General features: G+C 49.3%; 19 protein-coding genes. 16 read left to right on the top strand and 3 right to left on the bottom strand.

The annotated features are described in order from the left end of the window. Positions 1–178: 178 nt before the first annotated feature. From VV089_RS08010 to VV089_RS07975, 8 genes are all read left to right on the top strand, one after another. Complete coding sequence (locus VV089_RS08010) at positions 179–1,027, top strand: PRD domain-containing protein (RefSeq protein WP_334335530.1); 849 nt, start codon at positions 179–181, stop codon at positions 1,025–1,027. 3 nt (positions 1,028–1,030) lie between these two features. Next, complete coding sequence (locus VV089_RS08005) at positions 1,031–2,509, top strand: FGGY-family carbohydrate kinase (protein ID WP_334335529.1); 1,479 nt, start codon at positions 1,031–1,033, stop codon at positions 2,507–2,509. Between the two features lie 265 nt (positions 2,510–2,774). Further along, positions 2,775–3,725: a hypothetical protein gene (locus VV089_RS08000; RefSeq protein ID WP_334335528.1), complete on the top strand. Its 951-nt coding sequence runs from the start codon at positions 2,775–2,777 to the stop codon at positions 3,723–3,725. Positions 3,726–4,365: 640 nt separating this feature from the next. Next, entirely contained in the window at positions 4,366–5,361 is a 996-nt protein-coding gene (locus VV089_RS07995) for an Rpn family recombination-promoting nuclease/putative transposase (RefSeq protein ID WP_334335527.1), read from the top strand. Between the two features lie 17 nt (positions 5,362–5,378). Further along, positions 5,379–6,080 carry a response regulator transcription factor gene (locus VV089_RS07990; protein WP_172540396.1) on the top strand — a complete coding sequence of 234 codons (702 nt, stop codon included), beginning with the start codon at positions 5,379–5,381 and terminating at the stop codon, positions 6,078–6,080. Continuing rightward, entirely contained in the window at positions 6,077–7,036 is a 960-nt protein-coding gene (locus VV089_RS07985) for a sensor histidine kinase (RefSeq protein ID WP_172540397.1), read from the top strand. Before VV089_RS07990 ends, VV089_RS07985 begins: the two co-directional genes overlap by 4 nt. Positions 7,037–7,209: 173 nt before the next feature. Continuing rightward, a complete protein-coding gene (locus tag VV089_RS07980; protein WP_334335526.1) occupies positions 7,210–8,142 on the top strand; it encodes an ABC transporter ATP-binding protein in 933 nt (310 codons plus the stop codon). Further along, positions 8,126–8,833 carry an ABC transporter permease gene (locus VV089_RS07975; RefSeq protein WP_334335525.1) on the top strand — a complete coding sequence of 236 codons (708 nt, stop codon included), beginning with the start codon at positions 8,126–8,128 and terminating at the stop codon, positions 8,831–8,833. Before VV089_RS07980 ends, VV089_RS07975 begins: the two co-directional genes overlap by 17 nt. 268 nt (positions 8,834–9,101) lie before the next feature. On the opposite strand, the gene VV089_RS07970 is transcribed toward VV089_RS07975, so the two are convergent. Beyond that, a complete protein-coding gene (locus VV089_RS07970) occupies positions 9,102–9,770 on the bottom strand; it encodes a DUF3879 family protein (RefSeq protein WP_172540400.1) in 669 nt (222 codons plus the stop codon). Positions 9,771–10,041: 271 nt separating this feature from the next. Here VV089_RS07970 and VV089_RS07965 point away from each other — a divergent pair, with 271 nt between their 5' ends. Next, positions 10,042–10,938, top strand: a complete 897-nt coding sequence (locus tag VV089_RS07965) for a hypothetical protein (RefSeq protein ID WP_334335524.1) — start codon at positions 10,042–10,044, stop codon at positions 10,936–10,938. A 281-nt stretch (positions 10,939–11,219) separates the two neighbouring features. On the opposite strand, the gene VV089_RS07960 is transcribed toward VV089_RS07965, so the two are convergent. Both VV089_RS07960 and VV089_RS07955 read right to left on the bottom strand, forming a co-directional pair. Next, positions 11,220–11,663, bottom strand: coding sequence for an FMN-binding protein (locus VV089_RS07960; RefSeq protein WP_172540402.1), 444 nt, complete (start codon positions 11,661–11,663; stop codon positions 11,220–11,222). Further along, a complete protein-coding gene (locus tag VV089_RS07955; RefSeq protein WP_334335523.1) occupies positions 11,660–13,681 on the bottom strand; it encodes a methyl-accepting chemotaxis protein in 2,022 nt (673 codons plus the stop codon). The genes VV089_RS07960 and VV089_RS07955 overlap by 4 nt, the downstream gene beginning before the upstream one ends. 210 nt (positions 13,682–13,891) lie before the next feature. Between VV089_RS07955 and VV089_RS07950 the strand changes: the two genes are divergently transcribed. The 7 genes from VV089_RS07950 (at position 13,892) to leuD (ending at position 21,343) form a co-directional block, all read left to right on the top strand. After that, the gene (locus VV089_RS07950; protein WP_334335522.1) at positions 13,892–15,172 is read left to right on the top strand and encodes a hypothetical protein; all 1,281 of its coding nucleotides are present in this window, start codon (positions 13,892–13,894) and stop codon (positions 15,170–15,172) included. Continuing rightward, a complete protein-coding gene (locus VV089_RS07945) occupies positions 15,156–15,863 on the top strand; it encodes an ABC transporter ATP-binding protein (protein WP_334335521.1) in 708 nt (235 codons plus the stop codon). The genes VV089_RS07950 and VV089_RS07945 overlap by 17 nt, the downstream gene beginning before the upstream one ends. Positions 15,864–15,866: 3 nt before the next feature. Continuing rightward, entirely contained in the window at positions 15,867–16,424 is a 558-nt protein-coding gene (locus VV089_RS07940) for a GNAT family N-acetyltransferase (RefSeq protein ID WP_334335520.1), read from the top strand. Positions 16,425–16,427: 3 nt separating this feature from the next. After that, positions 16,428–17,882, top strand: coding sequence for a phospholipase D-like domain-containing protein (locus VV089_RS07935; protein ID WP_334335519.1), 1,455 nt, complete (start codon positions 16,428–16,430; stop codon positions 17,880–17,882). Positions 17,883–18,040: 158 nt separating this feature from the next. Continuing rightward, entirely contained in the window at positions 18,041–19,417 is a 1,377-nt protein-coding gene (locus VV089_RS07930) for a lipase family alpha/beta hydrolase (protein ID WP_334335518.1), read from the top strand. A 119-nt stretch (positions 19,418–19,536) separates the two neighbouring features. After that, positions 19,537–20,805 carry a 3-isopropylmalate dehydratase large subunit gene (gene leuC / locus VV089_RS07925; RefSeq protein WP_172540409.1) on the top strand — a complete coding sequence of 423 codons (1,269 nt, stop codon included), beginning with the start codon at positions 19,537–19,539 and terminating at the stop codon, positions 20,803–20,805. A 52-nt stretch (positions 20,806–20,857) separates the two neighbouring features. After that, entirely contained in the window at positions 20,858–21,343 is a 486-nt protein-coding gene (gene leuD, locus VV089_RS07920; RefSeq protein WP_172540410.1) for a 3-isopropylmalate dehydratase small subunit, read from the top strand. The last annotated feature ends 21 nt before the right edge of the window (positions 21,344–21,364 follow it).

The raw sequence follows: 21,364 nt of genomic DNA, 5'->3' as shown, positions 1-21,364 counted from the left end.
CACGTATATCCTGTCTGCTCTGTACGGACATTGCTTTGAAGGTTTTGGGTGTTGATGTTTTTGAGGCAATGTGCGTCCATATCAGACAGGGTGTACGCAAACAGCCGGACACCGGATATCGGAAATACCTTCTGACTTAGCTTGCACCTGCCCCTAATGTTGGGATAGGGAGAGGGATATGCGGGTAGTTAAGGTTTTGAATAATTCGTTAGTGCTTGCTTTGGATGAACAGGGATGTGAAACTATTTTGATGGGGAAGGGGATTGGGTTTCATAAGGCTTCGGGGTATGAGTTTGAGGCGGATGAGGTGGAGAAGGTTTTTGTGCTCCGGGATCGGTCGGTTGCCAGAAGTATTATCCGCCTGGCGGCTGAGACGGATGGGGTGTTTTTTGAGATTGGGAAGAATGTGATTGATTATGCGAAGGATACGTTTGATATGAAGCTTCTGGATCATATTTATCTTTCGCTTACGGATCATCTGGCTTTTGCGGTGCGGAGGGTGGAAAAGGGGATTCTGGTGCCGAATTTTTATACCCAGGATATGCAGCATTTTAATCCCAATGAGTTTCAGGTGGGACATTTTGCGCTGCGGCTTGTCCGGGAACAGATGGGGGTGGAGCTTCCGGAGGATGAGGCTGGGAATATTGCGTTTCATTTTATTAATGCGCAGGAGGATCATCCCTTTAATGAGAGAAACAGGAAGATTCAGCAGCTTACGGAGGATGTGCTGGATGTGGTAAAGTATTATTATCAGTTGGTGTATGATGAGGATAGTATTGCTTATTCCAGGTATCTGACGCATATCCGGCTTTTTGCCCAGCGGCTGGTGGCTGGGCAGCAGCTTCCGGAGGACAGATCCAGGCTCTTGTATGATCAGATTGCCCAGGTGTGTACCTCGGAGTTTTCCTGTGTGAACCGGGTGGAGCGGTTTGTACGGGAGCGGTTTGGCGTGGGATTGACGAACCAGGAGGGGATGTACCTGGCTTTGCATATACATAGGGTTCTGGAAGGCGGAAGAAAGGGGTAAGGTATGAATACATTGATTGTTGATATTGGAACTTCCAGTATGCGTGGAATTCTTTTTACGGAGCAGGGGGAGCGGCTTGCTTCCTGTCAGGTGCTTTATGAGCCGGTGAAGTATCCGGACGGGCGGATTGAGCAGGCGCCTGGGGATTTTTCAGGGGCTCTTAGGGAGATTGCGTCCAATACTGCAGATGAGGCTGCAAAGAGGAACGTGTCTGTGGATGCGGTGGCGGTGACAGCCCAGCGCTCGTCGATTATTCCGGTGGATCGGGACGGGAAGCCTCTGATGGATACGGTTATGTGGCAGGATCGGCGGAATGCAGGGATTTGTATGGAGCTGGAAGGGAAAAATGATTTAATTTTTGAGCGGAGCGGCGCCCGGATCAATACGGTTTTTTCCGGCAGCCGGATGGCCTGGATCCTGCGGAATTGTCCCAAGGTCTGCGAGAGGCTTTTTAAGCTTGTGAATATTCCGGAGTTTGTGATGCATGAGATGACGGGGGAGTATAAGACGGATGTGACGTATGCCAGCCGTTCTCATTTGATGAATCTGCGGACGCGGCAGTGGGACGAGGAGATGCTTGCGCTTTTTGGAGTGCCAGGGGAGCTGCTCTGTGAGATTCTGGAGCCGGGAAGTGTCTGCGGCAGGGTGACGAGGGCTTTTTCGGAGGAGACGAGACTGCCGGAGGGGATTCCGGTGATCACGGCAGGCGGTGATCAGCAGTGTGCCGCCGTGGGACAGGGAGCTTACCAGGAAGGGACGCTTTCTCTTGTGGCAGGTACGGGGGGCTTTTTGGTGACAGCTCTGGATGCAGTGCCGGAACGGCCGGATCCGCAGCTGATTTTTAATTGCTCTTCGGTGAAGGGACGCTATATGGTGGAGGCCAATGTGCTTACCTGCTGTTCGGCTTTTGACTGGTTTGGCAGGAATTTTTACCCTCTTAAGGAGGGAAAGATTGATTATGGGGCCATCAATGGAGAACTTGAGGAGCTTGAGGGGAAGGTGAGCAGCGTTTTGGCGCTGCCATATTTCCAGGGGCGCAGCACGCCTGACTGGAATCCGGGGGCAAAGGCTCATTTCGGGGATATTTCTCTGGCTTCCGGACGGGGGGAGCTGGTGAAGGGGCTTCTGGAAGGGATTTTTTTGGAGATTCGCAATAATATTCTGCTGTTTGGGGATTATGCCGGCATCCGCAAAGCTTATATCAGCGGAGGGCTGACCAACAGCGAAGCGATCAATCAGATCCAGGCGGATGTATACGGGATTACCCTTTATCATATGGAGGACAGCGAGTCTACGGCTTTTGGGGCGCTGATGGCGGCTTTGACCGGTCTTGGCGTTTACGGGACTTTGGATGAAGCTTTTTCGGCCGTGAGGGGCGGTTCAGGGATGAAGTGCTATGAGCCGCAGAGGGAGCTGTTTGCGGAGTATGAGAAGAAGCGTGAACGGATGAATGAGATGTATAAGAAGCTGTATGGGATTTGAGGCTTTGCCTGTCCGGCAAATGGGGCAGATCGATGGAAGGACGTCGGTCTGCCGTTTTTTGCGGTCGATATCAAGATTGAGCTTCGTCAATGTACGCCCAAATCAAGTTACTGTTTAGGTGGCGGCGGTGTGGGCGGACAGTAATAAAATCAGACACGCATACGGGAACAGTCTGGTAATGGTGTTACATTAAGGATATATTTGTGGTATGATGGTTTACAGCACAGAATATTTGGAATAAGCGAAAGAGGAGGAAATTCGGGAAATGAAAAGAAAAATGGCTGTCATATTGCTGTTAGTCTGTATGGCTGTCGCAGGATGTACGGCGAAGGGAACAGGGAATGAGGGCGATACAGAAGCAGCAGAGCGTATGGAGGATGAAAGCGCCAAAAGCGGTGTGACGGATGGGGAAGCGGGGAGAGACGAGAATGCGCAGCAGCAACGGCAGGCTGAGCCGGAAGCCGCCGTACAAGAGGAGGATATGGAGGACAGTATGCTTTATCGGGATGCGGTTTTAACCAGAGAAGCTCCGGAAGATAAGGTATCTATTCTTGTTCAGCCTTCCGTGTTGAGAACCTATAGCTCTTATTACTATACACCCGGCGGCGTGGATCAGGAATGGCTTCGGCAATTTATGGATTCGCTGCCGGCCGGGGGAGAATCCGGGACGGGATTACAGAAGGGCTTAAAGGAAACCGGCTGGCAGATTGCTTACGGTGATAAATGTTTTATGGCCTTTGAGGGGGGATACCTGCAATGGAGCGATGTGGATGAGAAGGGGGATTTTGCCGAATATTTTACGGAGGCTCCGAAGCTGTGCGACTATATACAAATCATGTTACAGGAAAAATTGGGCTATACTTCGTTTGAGCCTGCCGATATCAAAGATATCGTATCGGCGAGATTGGACATTCGCAGCTTCTCTGCCGGCAATGAGCTTTACAGCCAGACAATAACGGATAAGGAAGCTTTGAAATTATTGGAAGGATGGTTTTCCAATGCCGAATATATCTATGGAGGGGCGGATTGCGGAAATCAGTGCGCCTGTCTGGAACTAGCCCTGGCGGATGGATCGGCAGTCTGCTTATCAATGGCCGTGGACAGCTGTTCCAACTTTGGCATCAATGGTGTGTATTATGACTATCGGCCAGTATCGGACTGGGACAATCGGGAGTTTTTTGAGCTGTTTGATGAGATACTGTGGGACTGGAACTAAACGGTGCAGGCGGCAGAAAAGGAATTGTAATTTTTACGTGGGCAAGACAATGTTTACCAAGGAATGGCGGGAGAATCAGGATATGGTGACACGGATCGTCTGGTCGAGCTGTTTTGGGAAAACCCTGAATTAAGTCTGGTGGAGCAGTTCTTTTTCCGTGAAATGCGTGAATCGTGGAGAGCTGCTTGGATATACCGATGTATTGTAAAGAGTGTTACAGAACTGGAATAAGAGAGGACAGGAGGGAAAGAACTGCTATATTGTAGTTGATGTGATTCAAAAAACTATTTTAGGGAACTATATTCTTGATTTGGACGAATTATATGGTTCGGGATTTCCGCACATAATGTGCAAAAACATCTTGCAGAATAGTTGTGCGTGAACAATAACGTGTTGATCAGTGAATCTTTATCTATCTAAAAATTTCGCTTGCTATTTGGTAAAATCTGGTATATACTGACTCTGTCGAAGGATTCTAAGCAGTTTTCAGACATTTCCGTCAGAAAAATCCCGAAGATAATAGCATTTTGTAAGGAAAGAAAGATATTGTATCAGATAAGGAAATCCTTTATAATAAAGACAGATTTACGGCTGTTCCTATCTTTCTTCCGGAAGCATTCTGCAGGAAAGGAGAACCGTATTGAGCAGGGAACAGACATTTTTAATGAAACCAAAGGTGGATTTCTGTTTTAAGGAATTGATGGAGGATGGAGAGGTCCGAAAGGGTTTTATCTCCGCATTGCTGGACGTGAAGCCGGAGGACATCCGGAGTACGGAGCTGCTGCCGACTCATCTGAGAAAAGAGCATGAGGAGGATAAGCAGGGGATTTTGGATGTCCGGGCATTTGTCAGAAGCCAGGCGAAAGGGAAAGAAGGCACATTCGAGGAAGAAAATCAGGAGGAGGTAAGCCAGATGGATCTGGAGATTCAGCTTGCGTCCTTTCCGTTATGGCCGGAGCGTTCCATATTTTATCTGGCTAAGATGTATGCAGGAGGTATTCAAAAAGGGCAGAGCTATGAAGTGCTTCCCAAATGCATCCATGTAGGGATTCTGGATTTTCTTCTCTTTGAGGAGGATGAGGAATACTATTCCCGGTTTCATCTCTGGGAGGATACCAGACGCCGGATGTATTCGGATAAGCTGGAGCTCCATATCCTGGAGCTGCCGAAGCTTGCAGGGAGAGAATATCCACCGACAGAGCTGCTAAAATGGGCCAGCTTTTTCAGAGCGGAAAAGAAGGAGGAGTTTGAGATGGCGGCAGAAGGAAGTTCTTATATTGAAAGAGCCTATGAACGACTGACGGAAATCAGCGCGGATGACTTGAAGCGTCTGGAGTATGAGGCCAGGGAGAAGGCCATTCGGGATCATATGTATCTGATGAATTATAACTTGAAGAAGGGATTGGAGGCAGGAAGAGAAGAAGGTAGAAAAGAAGGTAGAAAAGAAGGTAGAAAAGAAGGTAGAAAGGAGGGCCTTGAGGAAGGCCTGGAACGGGGATCGAAAGCTTTAATAAAAATGTGCAGGGAATATTCCTGTACAAGAGAAGAGGCTTGTTCCAGGTTAATGCAGGAGTTTTCCATTTCTTCCGAAGAGGCAGAAAAGTATCTGGAAAAATACTGGATCGCTCAGCCATAAACAGGGAAGGAGTATCAATGAATAATAACACAATCCTCCTGGTAGAGGATGACAGGGAAATCAGCGAAATGCTGCAGAGCTATCTGACAGCGGAAAATTTTGAAGTGCTCTGCGCCTATGACGGCAGGGAGGCATGCCGGATATTTGACCAGACGCAGGTGCAGCTTGTGCTTTTGGATCTGATGATTCCAAAAATCAGCGGCATGGAGGTTATGCAGTATATCCGGAAAAGCAGCTATGTTCCTATTATGATTCTTTCCGCCAAGGATTCCGAAGGCGACAAGACGCTCGGCCTTGGCCTGGGTGCGGATGATTACATCACAAAGCCCTTTTCCCTGGCAGAGCTTCTTGCGCGGATCAAGGCGAATCTCCGAAGAACCACCCAGTACGATGCGGCGGCCGCGCCGGCGCCGGTTGTACTTACGGCAGGAGAAGTGACCATGAATCTGTCTGACTATACTGTGTCCAAAGGCGGAGCGCCCCTTGAGCTGACCGCCAAAGAATTTGAAATCTTAAAATTATTTCTCCAAAATCCCAAAAAGGTTTATACAAAAGAACAAATCTACGCCCTTGTCTGGAAGGACGCCTACTATGGAGATGAGAATGCCGTCAATGTACATATCAGCCGATTGCGAAATAAGCTGGAGGACGATTCCCGGAATCCAAAGTATGTGCTGACTGTCTGGGGAATTGGCTACAAGCTGGGGGATGCCTTATGAACAGCCCGATTCTTCTATTCTTTTTGTGCCTTCTTCCGGGTATTCTCTCTGCCCTCCTCCTTTATCAGCAGTACGCCTTCCGGACAGGCACGCAGGCAAAGCTTCGCGGCATTCACGAAAAGCTGAAGGAAATCCTGGACACGGACAGCCAGGAGCGCATTCTGGTTTTCACAGAAAATAAAGAGCTTCAGGAGCTGACCGCCCAGCTCAATGAGCTCCTGGAACGCCATGCAAGGGTAAAAGCCGATTACCGCAGGATGGAGCAGACCTCCAAAAGAATGCTCTCCAACATTTCCCATGATATCAAAACGCCCATGACGGTGATTCTGGGCTATCTGGAAATGATGCGCTTAAACGGCGGGGCTGCGCCGGAAATGCTGGGGAAGACGGAACAGAAGGCAAAGGATGTGGTGGAGCTGGTGAATCAGTTCTTCACCCTGGCCAAGCTGGAGGCAGGGGATATGGATCTGACCCTTTCTAAAATCGAGCTTACCGAAATCTGCCGGGAATGCGTTCTGGGCTTTTATGAAATCTTGCAGGAGAAGGAGTTCCAGGTGGAGCTTTCCCTTCCGGAAACACCTGTCTTTCTTTATGGAAATCGGGAGGCCCTATGGCGGATTCTGACCAATCTGATTTCCAATGTGATCCGCTATGGATCAGAGGGAAAGTATCTGGGCGTCTTTCTTAAGGAAGAGGAAAAAGCAGTGTGCCTGGAAGTGGCAGACAAAGGGCCAGGGATTGGGGCGGCTATTGGAAATCGTGTGTTTGATCGTCTCTTTACCATGGAGGATTCCAGAAGCCGCAGCATCCAGGGCAACGGTCTTGGGCTGACCATTGCAAAGCATCTGGCGGAGCAGCTTGACGGCGAACTGACCTTTGAGAGCGAGCCTTATGTCCGGACGGTATTTATGCTGAAATTGAAAAGGAATATTCTGCCTGAGCCCCTTGTCCCATAAGTGGAATGCTGCTGACTGGGGAAAATTGGAGAGCTGTTTTAACGTCATTTTACAAAAGAAAGAAATTTGTAAGATTTAAGCAAGAGTTTTGAAAATCAAAGCCGTTATGATAGAGTTCATAGAAAAGAGGCTGAAGCTGCACAGAATAGATGCGGTTCAGGAAAGGAGAATAGATGTCTTATATTTTACAGACAAATCATTTGACAAAAACCATTGGCGGCAAAACTCTTGTGAGAGATATCAATCTTCATGTGAAAAAAGGAGAGATCTACGGCTTCTTAGGCCCCAACGGCGCAGGCAAAACCACGGTTATGAAGCTGATTACCAATCTGTGGAAGCCTACGGCGGGAACGGTAGAGCTTTTCGGGAAAACACTTACCCCAAAGTCCTATGAGGTTCTGAAGCGGATGGGAAGCATCATTGAATTTCCTACTTTTTATGAGCATCTGACAGGGTATGAAAATCTGAAGCTTCATGCCGAGTATATGGGCTATTACCAGCATGGCAGCATTGAAAATGCCCTGAAGCTGCTTCATCTGGCGGATGCAGGAGAAACGCCTGTGAGGAATTATTCCCTTGGGATGAAAGAGCGTCTGGGGATTGCCAGGGCAGTGCTCACCAGGCCGGAGCTGCTGATTCTGGACGAGCCGGCCAACGGCCTTGACCCGGCAGGTATGAAGCAGATCCGGGATCTTCTCAAGACGCTGTGTGCGGAGTATGAGATTACGATTATGATTTCTACGCATATTCTTTCGGAGATTGAGAGTATTGCAGATACCATCGGCGTGATTCACCACGGAAGGATGCAGAAGGAAATCACGATGGAGGAGATTCAGGAAATGAGCTTTGCTTATATTGAGCTCTCGGTGGAGAATCCGAAGGGGGCGGCTTATGTGCTTTCCGAGAAGCTTGGGCTTACGAATTTTAAGCTGGCTGCAAAAGGGCAGATCCGTATTTATGACAGCCGTGTTTCCGTTCAGGAGCTTTCTAAGAAGCTTGCGCTGGAGGATGTGGCTGTGACGGCTCTTGGGAAAAGGTCGGAAACCCTGGAAGATTATTTCTTGAAAATGACGGAGGAGGTATCGCCTTATGTTTCAGCTGATTAAATTGGAGTGGAAGAAAAATAAGATTGGGAAATATATTCGCAATGCTGTGATTCTGGATGCTGTTTTGTGCCTGTTTGTCTTTGCATTTGCGTTTCTGGGGATTGCAAATGATCCGGAAACGGGGGTTCCGGACGTAGCTTTTGAAACGGGAATGCTGTCTTCTACCATTGAGATGCTTACCAATATGTGTTTTCTGGTCTTTACGGGGGTGATGCTGGCTTCGTTTGTTGTGGGAGCTTATAAGAATAAGACTATGAATATTATGTTTTCTTATCCCATTAAACGGCAGAAGATTCTTGCTGCGCAGATGCTTGCGGTGTGGATTTTTGATTTTGCGGCTTTAGCTGCGGCGAAGCTCCTGGTTTATGGGTGTGTCCGCCTGGGGGCGTGTTTTATGGAACCGGCGTTTCCGGTGGATTTTGATATGATGAGCGCCGGGTTTTATGTGCAGGTACTTGTGAAATCTTTGGTGATTGTGACGATGGGGTTTGCTGCGCTGTTTGTGGGGATGCGGATGAGGTCTTCTAAGGCGGTGATTGTTTCTTCTTTCCTGCTGATCTTTTTGACACAGGCGAATGTGGGGGATGTTACGCTTCGGGATAATGTGGTTTTTTTGGTGGTACTGATGGGGGTATCGGCGGGGTTTGCTTTTCTTTCGGTTTTGGGGGTGGAGAAGAAGGATTTGGGGTGAGGGGGGATGGGGGACGGAATTGCCCCCAAATAAGCCAGCAGGCTTTTCCATATCGGTGTTCGGACGGTTCGCATACACGCTGTCTGCTCTGTGCGGACATTACCTTGGAGTGTTTTTTGGATGTTTTGGTTTCTTGGTAATGTCCGTCCATATCAGACAGTGTGTTCGCGAACAGCCGGACACCGGATATTGGAAAAGCCTGCTGGCTTATTTGGGGGCAATTCCTGGTTGTGGGGGTGGTTATGAATAAGTGGGTGGCGAGGGAAAGTTATGCTTTTTGGTTGAAGGGGTGTTGGAGGTGGGATTCTATGGATTCACGGGTGACTTTGTCTAGGGCGCCGGAGGGGATGGGGCGGCCTAGCTGCCAGGTGGGGTCGGCTTCTTTGGCGGCGGTGAGGAAGGCCTGGCGGCAGGCGCGTTCGTATTGCTGCATGGTGTAGCCGGCAGCGAGGCGGTCGTTTTTTGGGACTTTGCGGTACATGTTGGTGTAGACGTCGGAGCGCCGGGTGGTGTCGCCGTTTAGGATGCCGTTTTCTTGTAGGAATTCTTTTTTGGTCTGGTTGAACATTTCTTCTTTGCTGCTTTCTGGGATGGGGATGATGCGGCTGCGGCTGGCGGCGTTTTCTTCGGTGAGGAGAAGGCCTGCAAGACCGGTGGTGGGATCGATGTAGTCGCCGTCCTGATCGTAGGATTTCATGGAGTTTTTGATGGCCTGGATGTTGGTGTACATGGCTCCGTTTCCTTTGCTGGCCTGCATCATTTCTTTTATGACGGCTTTGTATTGCTTGCTGTTGGTGTCGATTCCGGCGGCTCTCAGCTGTGCCTGCACGGAGCGGCTGTTTAGATTGGAGAGCTGGAAGCTGCCTATGGGATTGGCGGCTTTGGCTGCGCCGGGCAGATTTTGAAACAGGTAGCTGTAATCTATGATTCTTGGCATGTGTGGTTCCTCCTTGCTATGCTTGTGAGATGGAATTGGTATGTTTTCTTGGTTTTTACCCTTATGTATATATCGAAAAAAACGATAGAAACTTTATGCATTTCACATCATTTATGAACAATTTCATGTCATTTTGGCTCTTGTTATGGGCGTGTTCTTATCGTATAATAAATAATAAGTGTGAAATTTTGTTATGGCTGGATGTGAAGAAGGCAGCAGATATTTGGATGTTCCCAATCCAATAAATATAAAGAAAAGGAGTTGTATCAAAATGTTCAATTTATTTGGGAAAAAGGAAGCTTCAGCTGATTCCGTAGGGGATTGCCAGCGGAAAAAGGACTGGGCAGGGCTTGCGAAGGCTTACTATCGGATGGGTGTTGAGGCAATGGAGCAGGATAGGCTCAATGAGGCGAATCTGTGGCTTCACCGGGCGGATACTATCTACAGCGCAGTGGATGAGATTTATGAAAAGGTAGGAGAGGGGATTACGGAGGACTGCTCCGAGCGGATTGGAGAATTGGAGGATGAGGCCCTTCTTTATAATGATGTTCCGGCAGAGGTGGAGGAGAGATCTGAGGCGCTGCGGTATGCTAAGGTGCGGATCTGGGGGCTTTTGTCATTGGCAAGGCTTGTGAAGCTGGGTGAACGGCTGTCATCCCTTCCGGGCTGCGAGGTTTTTGGAAAGCTTGATTGGGCTGTGGACACAGCATTCCGGTGTCTGCAGGGGCCGCCCAGCCAGGAAGAGTTTAACGGTCTGAGGGATCTGTGCGGTGCGCTCTATGAACTGGGGGATGATCCGATCTTCTGGGGAATGGGAAGCGAGATCAGTGTTCCGGGCGGCGCGCCCTTCCAGGTGTTTGACTTGAACGGACTCTACGGGGTTCATCTGGAGATCGATGCTTATTTGGACGGAATCCTGCAGATGGTCTGTGCCTTGAGCCAGGATGAAGAGCCGCCTTCACCGGAGACAGGCATTATCACAGGAGCGCTGCTTCCCGATTATTATGTCCGCACAGGGGCCGGCAATCTGGAGGAGGTTCCCCAGATCAAGGCAGAGCTTGAACGGATTTGGAGAGATTATGAGTTTGTGAGCGGTGATATCACTTGGGAGATGATAGAAGATCGGATTGCGGAATATAAGAAACTGGATGTTTTGGCGCATATTTAACAAAAATAATTTGTAATATAAAGGTTATTGAAAAAGCCTATGAGAGATTGATTCTACTCAAAAGAGAAAACTGCCTCAAGATTGATTCGGATGCTTGACCTTTCACAAAAGGCGGCGGAAGAATATGTAGAAAAATACTGGAAGGTTTCAAAAGAATAAAACCCGGCTGTTCGGACACAGACGCTGAAAAGAATGGGGAGATGCGGTTTTTCGAAGCCGCATCTCCCTATTCCGGCAATAAGAGCAGGTATAGGATTTTGATCGCAGAAGCCGGCTGCGTTCTAAGAAGCCGTATCAACAATCACAATGCTGGAATCCCCTTTCCGGGCCTGCTCAAGCACTGCTTCCGCCAGCTTTTGAAAGGAACTGTGGGAGGAGGTGGCGCCTGTTAAGGCGTCAATCCCGTCCGCCTGTCCGTCCTCCAGAAGCTGACTGGCATAAAAGCGCATATACTCATTGGGATAGGTTCCGTCGGAGTGGAGCATGGTCTGCATATAGGCATTGTCCCAGCTTTTAATAAAACCGCTGGGATTTTCTGCATTGTACTCCACAGAGACAATGCTTCCACCCTTCACCATAATCGTAATGTATTCCTTCCAGCCATGGCTGAACTCAGATGCCTGGGCCGTGTAGTAGCCGTCCTGCAGCTCCGAAGCTGTTTTGCAGGAGGCCAGGGGCGTTACAAGCAGCAGAAGAAGGAGTGTCATGCATAAGATTCGTTTCATCGGTTATTTTCCCCCTTTAAAACAAATTTTTTCACCTGATCCTGGAGAGCTTCCGCTTCCTTTGCAAGCAGGCCGCTGGACTGCTCCGTTCCGCCGGCGTTCTGCAGGTTCTGATTTGCAATGGCGGAGATAGCCTCAATCCGTTCATCCATGATGGCCAAGGCGCTTTCCTGCCCATGCACGGCAGCTACAAGCTGATCCGAGATGGCGGAAATCTCATCCGAGACAGAAGAGATGGCCTGCAGGGAGCCGGCTGTATCAGCCGTCAGTTCTACGCCCGTCTGGATGATAGACCGGGTATTGCTTACCATTTCCGTAGCGCTCTGGGCGGCCACGGCGCTTCTTGCCGCCAGATCCTTTACCTCATTGGCTACCACGGCGAAGCCCTTTCCGGCGGCTCCGGCCCTGGCTGCCTCCACAGAAGCATTGATAGCCAGAATACTTGTCTGGAAGGAAATATCCTCAATGGCTTTTGCAATCTTGGTGATTTCCTGGGCATTGGCGCTGATGTTATCCATGGCATGTGTCAGAGATTCCATCTGTGTATTGGCATCCTGGACACATCTGGTGATTTCCTCTGTTTTTGTCCGGGTCTGGGTGCTGCTTTCCGTTACGTTGGCAAGACGCTCCTTTACACGGGTTACCTCCTGGACCAGAGACTCTGTGGTCTGATTCTGTTCAAGGGAGGCCTGGTGCAGGATACCGGACTGGCTGTTAAGCTCCTCGGACATATCTGTAAGCCGGACGGCTGCAGAGCGGAAGCCGGCAAGCGTATCGTTCATAGACTGAATAATGGTGCTTAAGCTTGTGCGTATGAGAGCAAAATCACCCTGATATTCTACCTGGGGCTCCACACAGAGATTGCCTTTTGCAACCTGGGTTAATACCTCCTGGATATCGTCTATGTAACGGTTGAGGCTTTTCACAGTAGCGTCCAGGGTCTGGGTCAGTACCTCCAGCTCATCACCGGAACGTACCGATTCCACCTCTGTGTGCAGGTCGCCGTCCGAGAGCGTTACCATCCGGTTTGTCACATGCTTTACCGGACGGGAGATGGAGCCGGCCAGGCGCAGAACCAGCAAAATAGAAACGGCCAGTACGGCCAGAGTTGTAAGAACCGCCGCAAACACTGCCGCATTGATCAGTGAATTGTAGTCGGCCTTTGGAACTTCAATGACAAGTGACCACTGGGTTCCCCGAACGGGAGAAAAAGCGGCTATCATCATCTCGCCGTCTGCGGAAAATTCGGCTGCGCCCGTCTCTCCGGTGGTTACACCGCTCAGAGACTCGCTGTTTCCGCCGCTGAGATCTGCCAGAGTACTTCCTGCCAGCACCAGGGACTGTTCCGGATGTCCGGTGACAATGCCATCCCGGTTCACCATATAAGCGGCTCCGTGTTTTCCGATATTGATACTGCTGATTACATCATTTAAGGTATCATATTTGTAGACACCTACTACATAGAGGATGGTTTCCCCGTTTTCCTTTACCGGCATCCCCATGGTGATACCGAGCTTATCCCCAAAAATCGTAGAGGAATAAGTAGTCAGATTATCCGTCTCCTTAAGAAGTCCGAAAAAACCGCTGTCCAGGCTTTCCGGCGCGCCGCCGATTTCCTGAAGCTTCCGGCCTTCCGGATCGTAAAGAGCGATGTTGTGAAGCTCATAGGTTTCGGCCGCCTCAGTAAGAAGGCTTTCCCGGCTCTCGTAAAGGGCTTGTGCGCCCGAACCGGCCGTGTTCTCCCCGGCAGTCAGGGTCATACGGGGATCTCCGGCAATGGTCATCATGCGATCCGCAAGCATGTGGATGTTGGCCTCCACGGTTTTAGCCGACTGTCGGGCCATGGGCTGCAGGCTGTCCAACAGAATGTTGTTTGCCAGCGACTGCATCGAGAACGCCATAATTACGCAGCAGATAATCACCAATACCAGAATATTAAGTGTGGTGCTTCTCAATATCCTCCCATTGAGGCTCCGTCGGAACTCCCGGTGGCGGGAGATCGTTCTTTTTCCAGTCACGTCTGAATCTCTCCTTTTCGTAAAATCTTTTTTTGCAAAATACGCCGTTTTTTAGTATACCACAGTCAGAGAGGCAAAGGAAGTAAAAATACTCACTTTTCGCTTTGTGAATTGTAAAAAAATATATGTTTTTTCTTGAGTTCTCGTTAAAAACATGTTTATAATAAGCATAACAAGTGTGATTAATAATCCTAATTTAAAATGAGGGCCATGCAGGAGACTTATTCTTTTTTTATCAATAAAAAAATAGAGCTTACAAAAGGGATGGCATTTCTTGTGCTTCTGATATGCTATTCATATTTTGGCGAGGCTTTGGATACCGTTTTGATGCGGCGATTTAGTCCGTTTAATCGGATCTATGTATGCCGGCTTGCCTTTTTTGCGCTTCTGGCAGGCCTGACCGTATGGATTTGTATTCGTTTCCTTTGTTATATCAAAAGGAACTGGGAAAGCTTGTTCCTGCTCGGAATCACTCCTTTCGAGTTTCTTTTGCTGTTTTTTCTTACAAATACGGAGGTCTTGTTTCTGCAGCTTTATCTGGGCACTATGCTGTTTTGGATACAAGGCGCTGAAGGCGGCATTGCCTTAGCGAGCAATGTGCTCTGGAGTATCTTGATCTTCCTGGCGGGAGTGATGCTGGGCCTTAAAGCTCACACAGGCAGTCTGACTGTCATAGGCTCTTTGTCGGCGGTGGGGCTTGCTTTTTTGCTTGGAACCGGCCGGCTTAACTATTCTATGGTTTCCGGGTGGGTGATGTCCGAAAGCATAAGCGGTATGTTTGGGGAAAACTACTGTTTTTTTGTGTTGCTTCTTTTGTGCCTTTCGATCTTTTGGATGCTTGGACTTTGGATGTATCAAAGGGCTGATTTGTCTGCAATTGCGGATTCACAATATGCCTTTCACGCTTATTGGATTGGCGATTTGCTTCACAGGCTGAGTCGATGGTGCATTTGGAAGAAGAATTATATTTGGATATACCGGAACAGAGAGTTTCTTTTTTGGAAGCTGTCTGCCGGTGTGTTCTTTGCTATGGTCTGTTGTCTGTCTGAGAGCTTTTTGGCAGTGTTTCTTACGGCCTATGGAATCTGCCTTGTTACCTCTTTTTATCTTTTAGAGGTTTACAGGTTTGAGCGAAGAAATTTTTTGATATATTTTATGTCTGATTATTCTTATCCGAGACTTTTGCGGGACGAGGTATGGGGAGGCTTCTGGCTTCTTGGGGATCATATTTTTCTGCTTTTTGCGCTGCTTCGCCTGCGGAATGGGACAGAGCTTTTTTATCTGCTTCTTCTGGCTGCTGTTATTTTTCTTCTTTCTGCTTTTGTAAATGGAGGTCTCTTTGCTTTTTATCCGAAGAAGCAGTGTACCGCAGACATTTGTGTAATTTTGCTGAAGCTGCATCTGCCGGTTGTGCAGGTGTGGTTCTTGCATCGATGGATTCGACAGGGAAAAAAGAATTGGGAGCATTTGAGCTATGAATACCAGGCATGAATTGAGCTTTGAGCATGTGACAAAATTATATCGTGGAACGTATGGAATCCAGGATCTGTCAGTGAAGCTTACCTCTGGGGAGATTGCGGCGTTTATCGGGCCGAACGGCGTGGGAAAGACCACGCTTGTGAAGGCTGCGGCCGGATTGCTTTCATTGTCCGGAGGAAGTGTCAGTCTGTGGGGGCAGAACACAAAAGAGAGGTCCTGCCGGGCTGAGATTGGCTATATGCAAAGCGACATGAGTTTTTATGAAAAAATGACCGTGTATGAGGTATTGGATTTTTTGAACAGTGTGAAATTCGGCGGCCGTTATTTTGCGGAAATTGAGTCCGGCCTTTATCGTTATCATTTGCACGAACAGAGGAACACCCGGATTCATCAGCTTTCCCTTGGCATGAAGCGGAAGCTCTCGATTCTTATGGCCCTTATGGGGGAGCCAAAACTGATTCTTTTGGATGAGCCGGAGAGCGGGGTGGATACTTCCGGGATTATACGTCTTAAAGCAGATCTGACCGCCTGTGCGGCAAGAGGGGCTATCGTGATATTGACCGGCCATGTACTGGATTTTTTGGAAAAGGTGTGCACACGCTGTATTTTTTTGAAGGACGGAAGAATTGTGAAGGACGTTTCCCTTAAAGAAAAGAGTGTGGGGTTAGAGGCGCTTTATGAGGAGATCTATGGAGGAAATTGAAACATGATTGAGATTCGGAAAGGAACCTTAGAGGATGTTTCCCAGGTTGCAGGGATTTATGAGCATATTTTAGATAAAGAGGAGGCCGGTCTTAGCGTAACCGGATGGATCCGGGGCGTCTACCCGACGGAACAGACAGCAAGAGAGGCAGCAGAAGCCGGAGAGCTGTTTGTGCTCTTAAGTGACGGGACGGTGGCAGCCGCAGCCAAGATCAACCGGATCCAGGTGCCGGAGTATAGGGACGCTGACTGGGAATACGCCGACGCACCGGAAGCTGCGGTTATGGTTCTCCACACCCTTGTGGTAGATCCTTCCTTTGCAGGAAAGGGATACGGCACCCGGTTTGTCAGCTTTTATGAGCAGTATGCCGCTGAGAACGGCTGTCCTTATCTGCGTATGGACACCAATGCCAGGAACCAGGCGGCGCGCAGACTGTACGGGCATCTGGGCTACCGGGAGGCAGGAATCGTTTCCTGTGAATTCAACGGCATACCCGGAGTACGGCTGGTGTGTCTGGAAAAGACTCTGTCCCTTGAACACTGTGGGCAGCGTAAGGAGTAATATATGATCCGAAAATCAAAGAAAGCAAGAAAGCATTTCCTGGCGCACAAGCTTCTCTGCCTGGTATTGCTTATATTTGTCTATCTGATCACAGGGGCCACGGTTCCTTTTATGCGTTTTCCAAAGCTTCGTCCGGAGACGGCAGGGGAATTTGATCCTTCTGCTTTTCGTAATGGCGTCCCTGGGGCGGATCGGGCGGCTCTTCTGGAGACAAATGAAAGCGCCTGGGAAGAGCGGATCCGGCTGATGGCCAGAGCCAGGGAGCGGATTGTGCTCTCTACCTTTGATATGCGGCCGGGGGAGAGCACGATGGATATTCTGGCGATGCTTTTAGAGCGGGCGGACAAAGGGGTACAGGTGCAGATTCTGGTGGACGGCTTCAGCGGAGCTATCCGTATGGAAGGCAAAGCCCTGTTCTACGTCCTTTCTTCCCATCCCAATGTGGAGATTCGGATTTACAATCCAATGAACCCTTTGTTTCCCTGGAAGCTCCAGGGGCGGATGCATGACAAATATGTGATTGTGGATGACCAGGCCTATATCCTGGGAGGGCGCAATACCTTTGACTATTTTATCGGAACCTACACAGACAAAAATGTGAGCCGGGATCGGGAGGTTCTCATATACAACACAAAGCCGGGAAGCACGGAAACCTCCCTTTGGGAGCTGGAGGAATATTTCCAACAGGTCTGGAATCTGGAGGTCTGCAAGCCTTTCCACAACGATGAGGGTTTGGCCCAAAAAGAGAAGGTGAAGGAGCAAAGAGCCCTTTTGGAAGAACGCTATGTCCAGCTAAAGGAAAAAGCTCCGGAGCTCTTTGACATGGAATGGGATTATGTGCAGCACACCTATGAGGCAGGCAGCATCCGTCTTATCTCCAATCCCACGGGGATCTACGCCAAAGAACCGGTTGTATTTTACAAGCTGGTGCAGCTGATGAAGGAGGCCGGAGAGAGGGTTGTGATTCAGTCGCCCTATGTGGTCTGCAATGCTTATATGTGCGAACAGCTTACCTCCTTAAAGGAGGCTGTTCCCGATGTGAAGATTTTGCTGAATTCCGTAGAAAACGGTGACAATTTCGTGGCTTCCAGCGATTATCTCCGGAATAAGGATAAGATTCTGAATACCGGAATCCCTCTATACGAGTATGACGGCGGAATCTCCAATCATGCAAAGAGTATCTTGATTGACGATGATTTGTCCGTGATTGGTTCCTACAATCTGGATCTGAGAAGCTCCTATCTGGATACGGAGCTGATGCTGGTGGTGGAGAGCCGGGAACTGAACCAGGAGCTTGGGGGCTATATGGAGGAAATGGAGGCAGACAGCCGCAGAGCCCTCCCTGACGGGACTTATGAAGTACCGGAGCATGTGACGGTGGAAGAGGTTCCCTTCTGGAAAAGGGCCGCCTGGAGTGTCGTAGGTTTTCTGCTGCAGCCCTTCCGGATGCTGGTATAAGCCCGGAAGAAGCAGAATGCTGTCGCGCAGCGACTTTAACAGTAAGTGTTTTCCAGTGCACAAATCAATTTCCAGACGCATCTTTTTGTGGCTGGAAATTGATTTCATATCCTGTGTACTGGAAGGCACTTACGGAACTGGAATAGGGGGTGAAAGCAATGAGTAAGGCCATAAAGCGTTGTATTCTGGCAGCGCTTCTTCCATGCATGATGAACGTTATCCTGCTGTCCGATGCGGTCAATCAAGAGATGTCAAAAGCCCAGGTTTCTCTCGTGCCGCGCATGGCAGCTTTGTTCACCCTTGCAGTGTGCTTTGGCCTTATTTATCTGGGCTTTCTTGTGATGCCTGCCTTTGACCGGGTGAAGACAGGGCTTCGTGTCCGTATGATGCTTGGCGGCCGAAGCCTGGTGTACGAAGGCTTTTACGCAATCATAGTCCAGATGCTTGTGTTTGTGATTTTTTACATATGGAGAGCGGGTCCCTTTGATTTTGGCGCCGGGGTTCTGATTGCCAACGGGATACTGGCGGTTCTGGGAGCTTTTCTCCTGATATTCGCAGGAGCCGTCCGGATTTTTTTCACTTCCCGGCGGCTGAGCATTGCCAGGCGTGCAGTGATGCTTCTTACCATGTGGATTCCGGTGCTCAACCTTTTTGTGCTCCTCTATGCCTGCCGTCTGGTCTATGAGGAATATGACTTTGAACGGGAGAAGGTTCTGCTTAGGGAGCTCCGGGTGGACACAAAGCTTTGTAAAACACGTTATCCGCTGCTGATGGTTCACGGCGTGGGGTTTCGGGATCTGCGGTATTTTAACTATTGGGGCCGGATTCCGGCGGAGCTGATGCGAAACGGAGCAGTCGTTTACTACGGCAATCAGGAGGCTTTCGGAACCATTGCCTGCAACGGAGAAGATATCCGCAGAAGAATTTTTGAGATTCGAAAGGAGACAGGAGCCGAAAAGGTCAATATCATCGCGCACTCCAAGGGAGGATTGGACGCCCGTTATGCCATTTCTACTTTGAATATGGCTCCCTATGTGGCCTCCTTAACCACCATGAGCACCCCTCACCGGGGATGCCGTTTTGTGGACTATGCCTGCCGCCTGCCGGAGGGGCTCTACCGTTTTACCGCCTCCTGCTTTGACCGGACGTTTGGAAAGCTTGGCGATAAAAATCCCGATTTTTATACGGCCACCCATCAATTTGCTACAGAAGCCAGCGCACAGTTTAACAGGGAAAATCCCGATGCTTCCGGGGTGTATTACCAGAGCTATGCTTCTAAGATGAAGTACCCCTGGAGTCATCTGCTGCTTGGGATTCCCTGGTGCCTGATACGTCCCTTAGAGGGAGACAACGACGGACTGGTGAGCATTGAATCTGCAAAATGGGGGGAATTCCAGGGCGTGTTCTCCAACAGCCGGACACGCGGAATCTCTCATGGGGATATGATTGATTTGAAACGCCAGGATTATAAGGGCTTTGATGTGGTGGAAGCCTATGTGCAGCTTGTGGCAGGCCTTAAGGAGCGCGGATTTTAGCTGTTTCGTAATATAATCTTTACTTATAAAAGCTATTAATAATATATATTTTACTTATATCAACACACATGTTAGAATACATACAGAAAACGGAACTGGAAGTAGGAGGAGTAGACAGTATGGGAATGACAATGACACAGAAAATCCTTGCGGCCCACGCAGGCCTTTCAGAGGTAAAGGCCGGACAGCTTATTGAGGCAGAGCTGGATCTGGTTCTGGGAAATGATATCACAACGCCTGTAGCCATCCGCGAGATGGAAAAAATGAACAACAAAGAAGTATTCCACAAGGATAAGATTGCCCTGGTAATGGACCATTTTATCCCCAACAAAGACATTAAATCCGCTGAAAACTGCAAATGCGTCCGTGAATTTGCCTGTAAGCACCAGGTAAGCAATTACTTCGATGTAGGAGAGATGGGCATTGAGCATGCTCTTCTTCCGGAAAAGGGCCTCACTGTGGCAGGCGACTGCATCATCGGCGCAGATTCCCACACCTGTACTTACGGAGCGCTGGGAGCCTTTTCCACGGGTGTAGGCAGTACCGACATGGCCGCAGGCATGGCAACCGGCAAGGCATGGTTCAAGGTTCCCTCCGCCATCCGGTTCAACATCATAGGAAAGCCCTCCAAATGGGTCAGCGGCAAGGATGTTATTCTGCACATCATCGGCATGATCGGCGTAGACGGAGCTCTTTACAAATCGATGGAATTCACAGGCGAGGGCATTCAGAACCTGTCCATGGACGATCGTTTCACCATAGCAAATATGGCAATCGAGGCAGGCGGAAAGAATGGCATCTTCCCGGTAGACGATCTGGCAAAGGCATACATGAAGGAGCATTCTGTAAGAGAATATAAGATATACGAGGCAGATTCAGACGCAGAGTACGATGAGGAATACACCATTGACTTAAGCACCTTAAAATCCACAATAGCCTTCCCCCATCTGCCCGAAAATACAAAAACCATCGACGAGATCACAGAGGAGATTGCAGTAGACCAGGTTGTAATCGGATCCTGCACCAACGGCCGCATGGACGACCTTCGCGCCGCGGCAGAGATATTAAAAGGCAGAAAAGTGAAAAAAGGCCTTCGCTGCATCGTGATTCCCGGAACACAAAAGATCTACATGGATGCCATGGAAGAAGGACTCTTAAAAATCTTCATCCAGGCCGGAGCCGCTGTAAGCACCCCAACCTGCGGCCCCTGTCTCGGCGGCTATATGGGAATCCTTGCAGCCAAAGAACGATGCGTATCCACCACAAACCGGAACTTCGTAGGCCGGATGGGACACGTAGATTCCGAAGTTTACCTGGCAAGCCCGGCAGTAGCCGCCGCCAGCGCAGTAACCGGCAGAATATCCGCACCGGAAGAGCTTGGATTATAAAAATAAAACGAAAAATAATAAAATTTCCGAACAAAGACAGGAGAACATATCTATGCAGGCAAAAGGAAACGTATTTAAATATGGAGACAATGTAGACACCGACGTAATCATCCCGGCCAGATACCTGGCCATCGCAGATCCAAAAGAACTGGCAGAACACTGCATGGAAGACATTGACAAAGAATTCATCCAAAAGGTACAGCCCGGCGACATCATGGTAGCAAACAAAAACTTCGGCTGCGGCTCCTCCCGGGAGCACGCCCCCTTAGTCATCAAAGTATCCGGCATCTCCTGCGTAATCGCCGAAACCTTCGCCCGGATCTTCTACCGCAACGCCATCAACATCGGCCTCCCCATCATCGAATGCCCCCAGGCCGCACAAGACATCAAAGACGGCGACCAGGTAGAAGTAGACTTCGACAGCGGAAAAATCCGCAACCTCACCACCCAAAAAGAATACCAGGGCCAAGCCTTCCCCGAATTCATGCAGCGCATAATCAAAGCCGAAGGCCTAATCAACTACATCAACGAAAACTAACCTACAAATCCATGTGCAGAA

Origin of the sequence: Candidatus Merdisoma sp. JLR.KK011, from assembly GCF_036941125.1 — a bacterium.
In the GTDB taxonomy this organism is placed as follows: Bacteria; Bacillota; Clostridia; order Lachnospirales; family Lachnospiraceae; genus Laedolimicola.
Note: the sequence above shows the minus strand (reverse complement) of the source record. Positions and strands in the feature narration are given on the sequence as shown.

Excerpts from the sequence above, each read along its gene's own strand:
- VV089_RS07970 (WP_172540400.1), bottom strand. The coding sequence starts at position 9,770 with ATGCCAAGAATCATAGATTACAGCTACCTGTTTCAAAATCTGCCCGGC.
- VV089_RS07975 (WP_334335525.1), top strand. The coding sequence starts at position 8,126 with ATGTTTCAGCTGATTAAATTGGAGTGGAAGAAAAATAAGATTGGGAAA.
- VV089_RS08005 (WP_334335529.1), top strand. The coding sequence starts at position 1,031 with ATGAATACATTGATTGTTGATATTGGAACTTCCAGTATGCGTGGAATT.
- VV089_RS07960 (WP_172540402.1), bottom strand. The coding sequence starts at position 11,663 with ATGAAACGAATCTTATGCATGACACTCCTTCTTCTGCTGCTTGTAACG.
- VV089_RS07980 (WP_334335526.1), top strand. The coding sequence starts at position 7,210 with ATGTCTTATATTTTACAGACAAATCATTTGACAAAAACCATTGGCGGC.
- VV089_RS07945 (WP_334335521.1), top strand. The coding sequence starts at position 15,156 with ATGAATACCAGGCATGAATTGAGCTTTGAGCATGTGACAAAATTATAT.
- VV089_RS08010 (WP_334335530.1), top strand. The coding sequence starts at position 179 with ATGCGGGTAGTTAAGGTTTTGAATAATTCGTTAGTGCTTGCTTTGGAT.
- VV089_RS07965 (WP_334335524.1), top strand. The coding sequence starts at position 10,042 with ATGTTCAATTTATTTGGGAAAAAGGAAGCTTCAGCTGATTCCGTAGGG.
- VV089_RS07990 (WP_172540396.1), top strand. The coding sequence starts at position 5,379 with ATGAATAATAACACAATCCTCCTGGTAGAGGATGACAGGGAAATCAGC.
- VV089_RS07940 (WP_334335520.1), top strand. The coding sequence starts at position 15,867 with ATGATTGAGATTCGGAAAGGAACCTTAGAGGATGTTTCCCAGGTTGCA.
- VV089_RS08000 (WP_334335528.1), top strand. The coding sequence starts at position 2,775 with ATGAAAAGAAAAATGGCTGTCATATTGCTGTTAGTCTGTATGGCTGTC.
- VV089_RS07935 (WP_334335519.1), top strand. The coding sequence starts at position 16,428 with ATGATCCGAAAATCAAAGAAAGCAAGAAAGCATTTCCTGGCGCACAAG.
- VV089_RS07985 (WP_172540397.1), top strand. The coding sequence starts at position 6,077 with ATGAACAGCCCGATTCTTCTATTCTTTTTGTGCCTTCTTCCGGGTATT.
- leuD (WP_172540410.1), top strand. The coding sequence starts at position 20,858 with ATGCAGGCAAAAGGAAACGTATTTAAATATGGAGACAATGTAGACACC.
- VV089_RS07930 (WP_334335518.1), top strand. The coding sequence starts at position 18,041 with ATGAGTAAGGCCATAAAGCGTTGTATTCTGGCAGCGCTTCTTCCATGC.
- leuC (WP_172540409.1), top strand. The coding sequence starts at position 19,537 with ATGGGAATGACAATGACACAGAAAATCCTTGCGGCCCACGCAGGCCTT.
- VV089_RS07950 (WP_334335522.1), top strand. The coding sequence starts at position 13,892 with ATGCAGGAGACTTATTCTTTTTTTATCAATAAAAAAATAGAGCTTACA.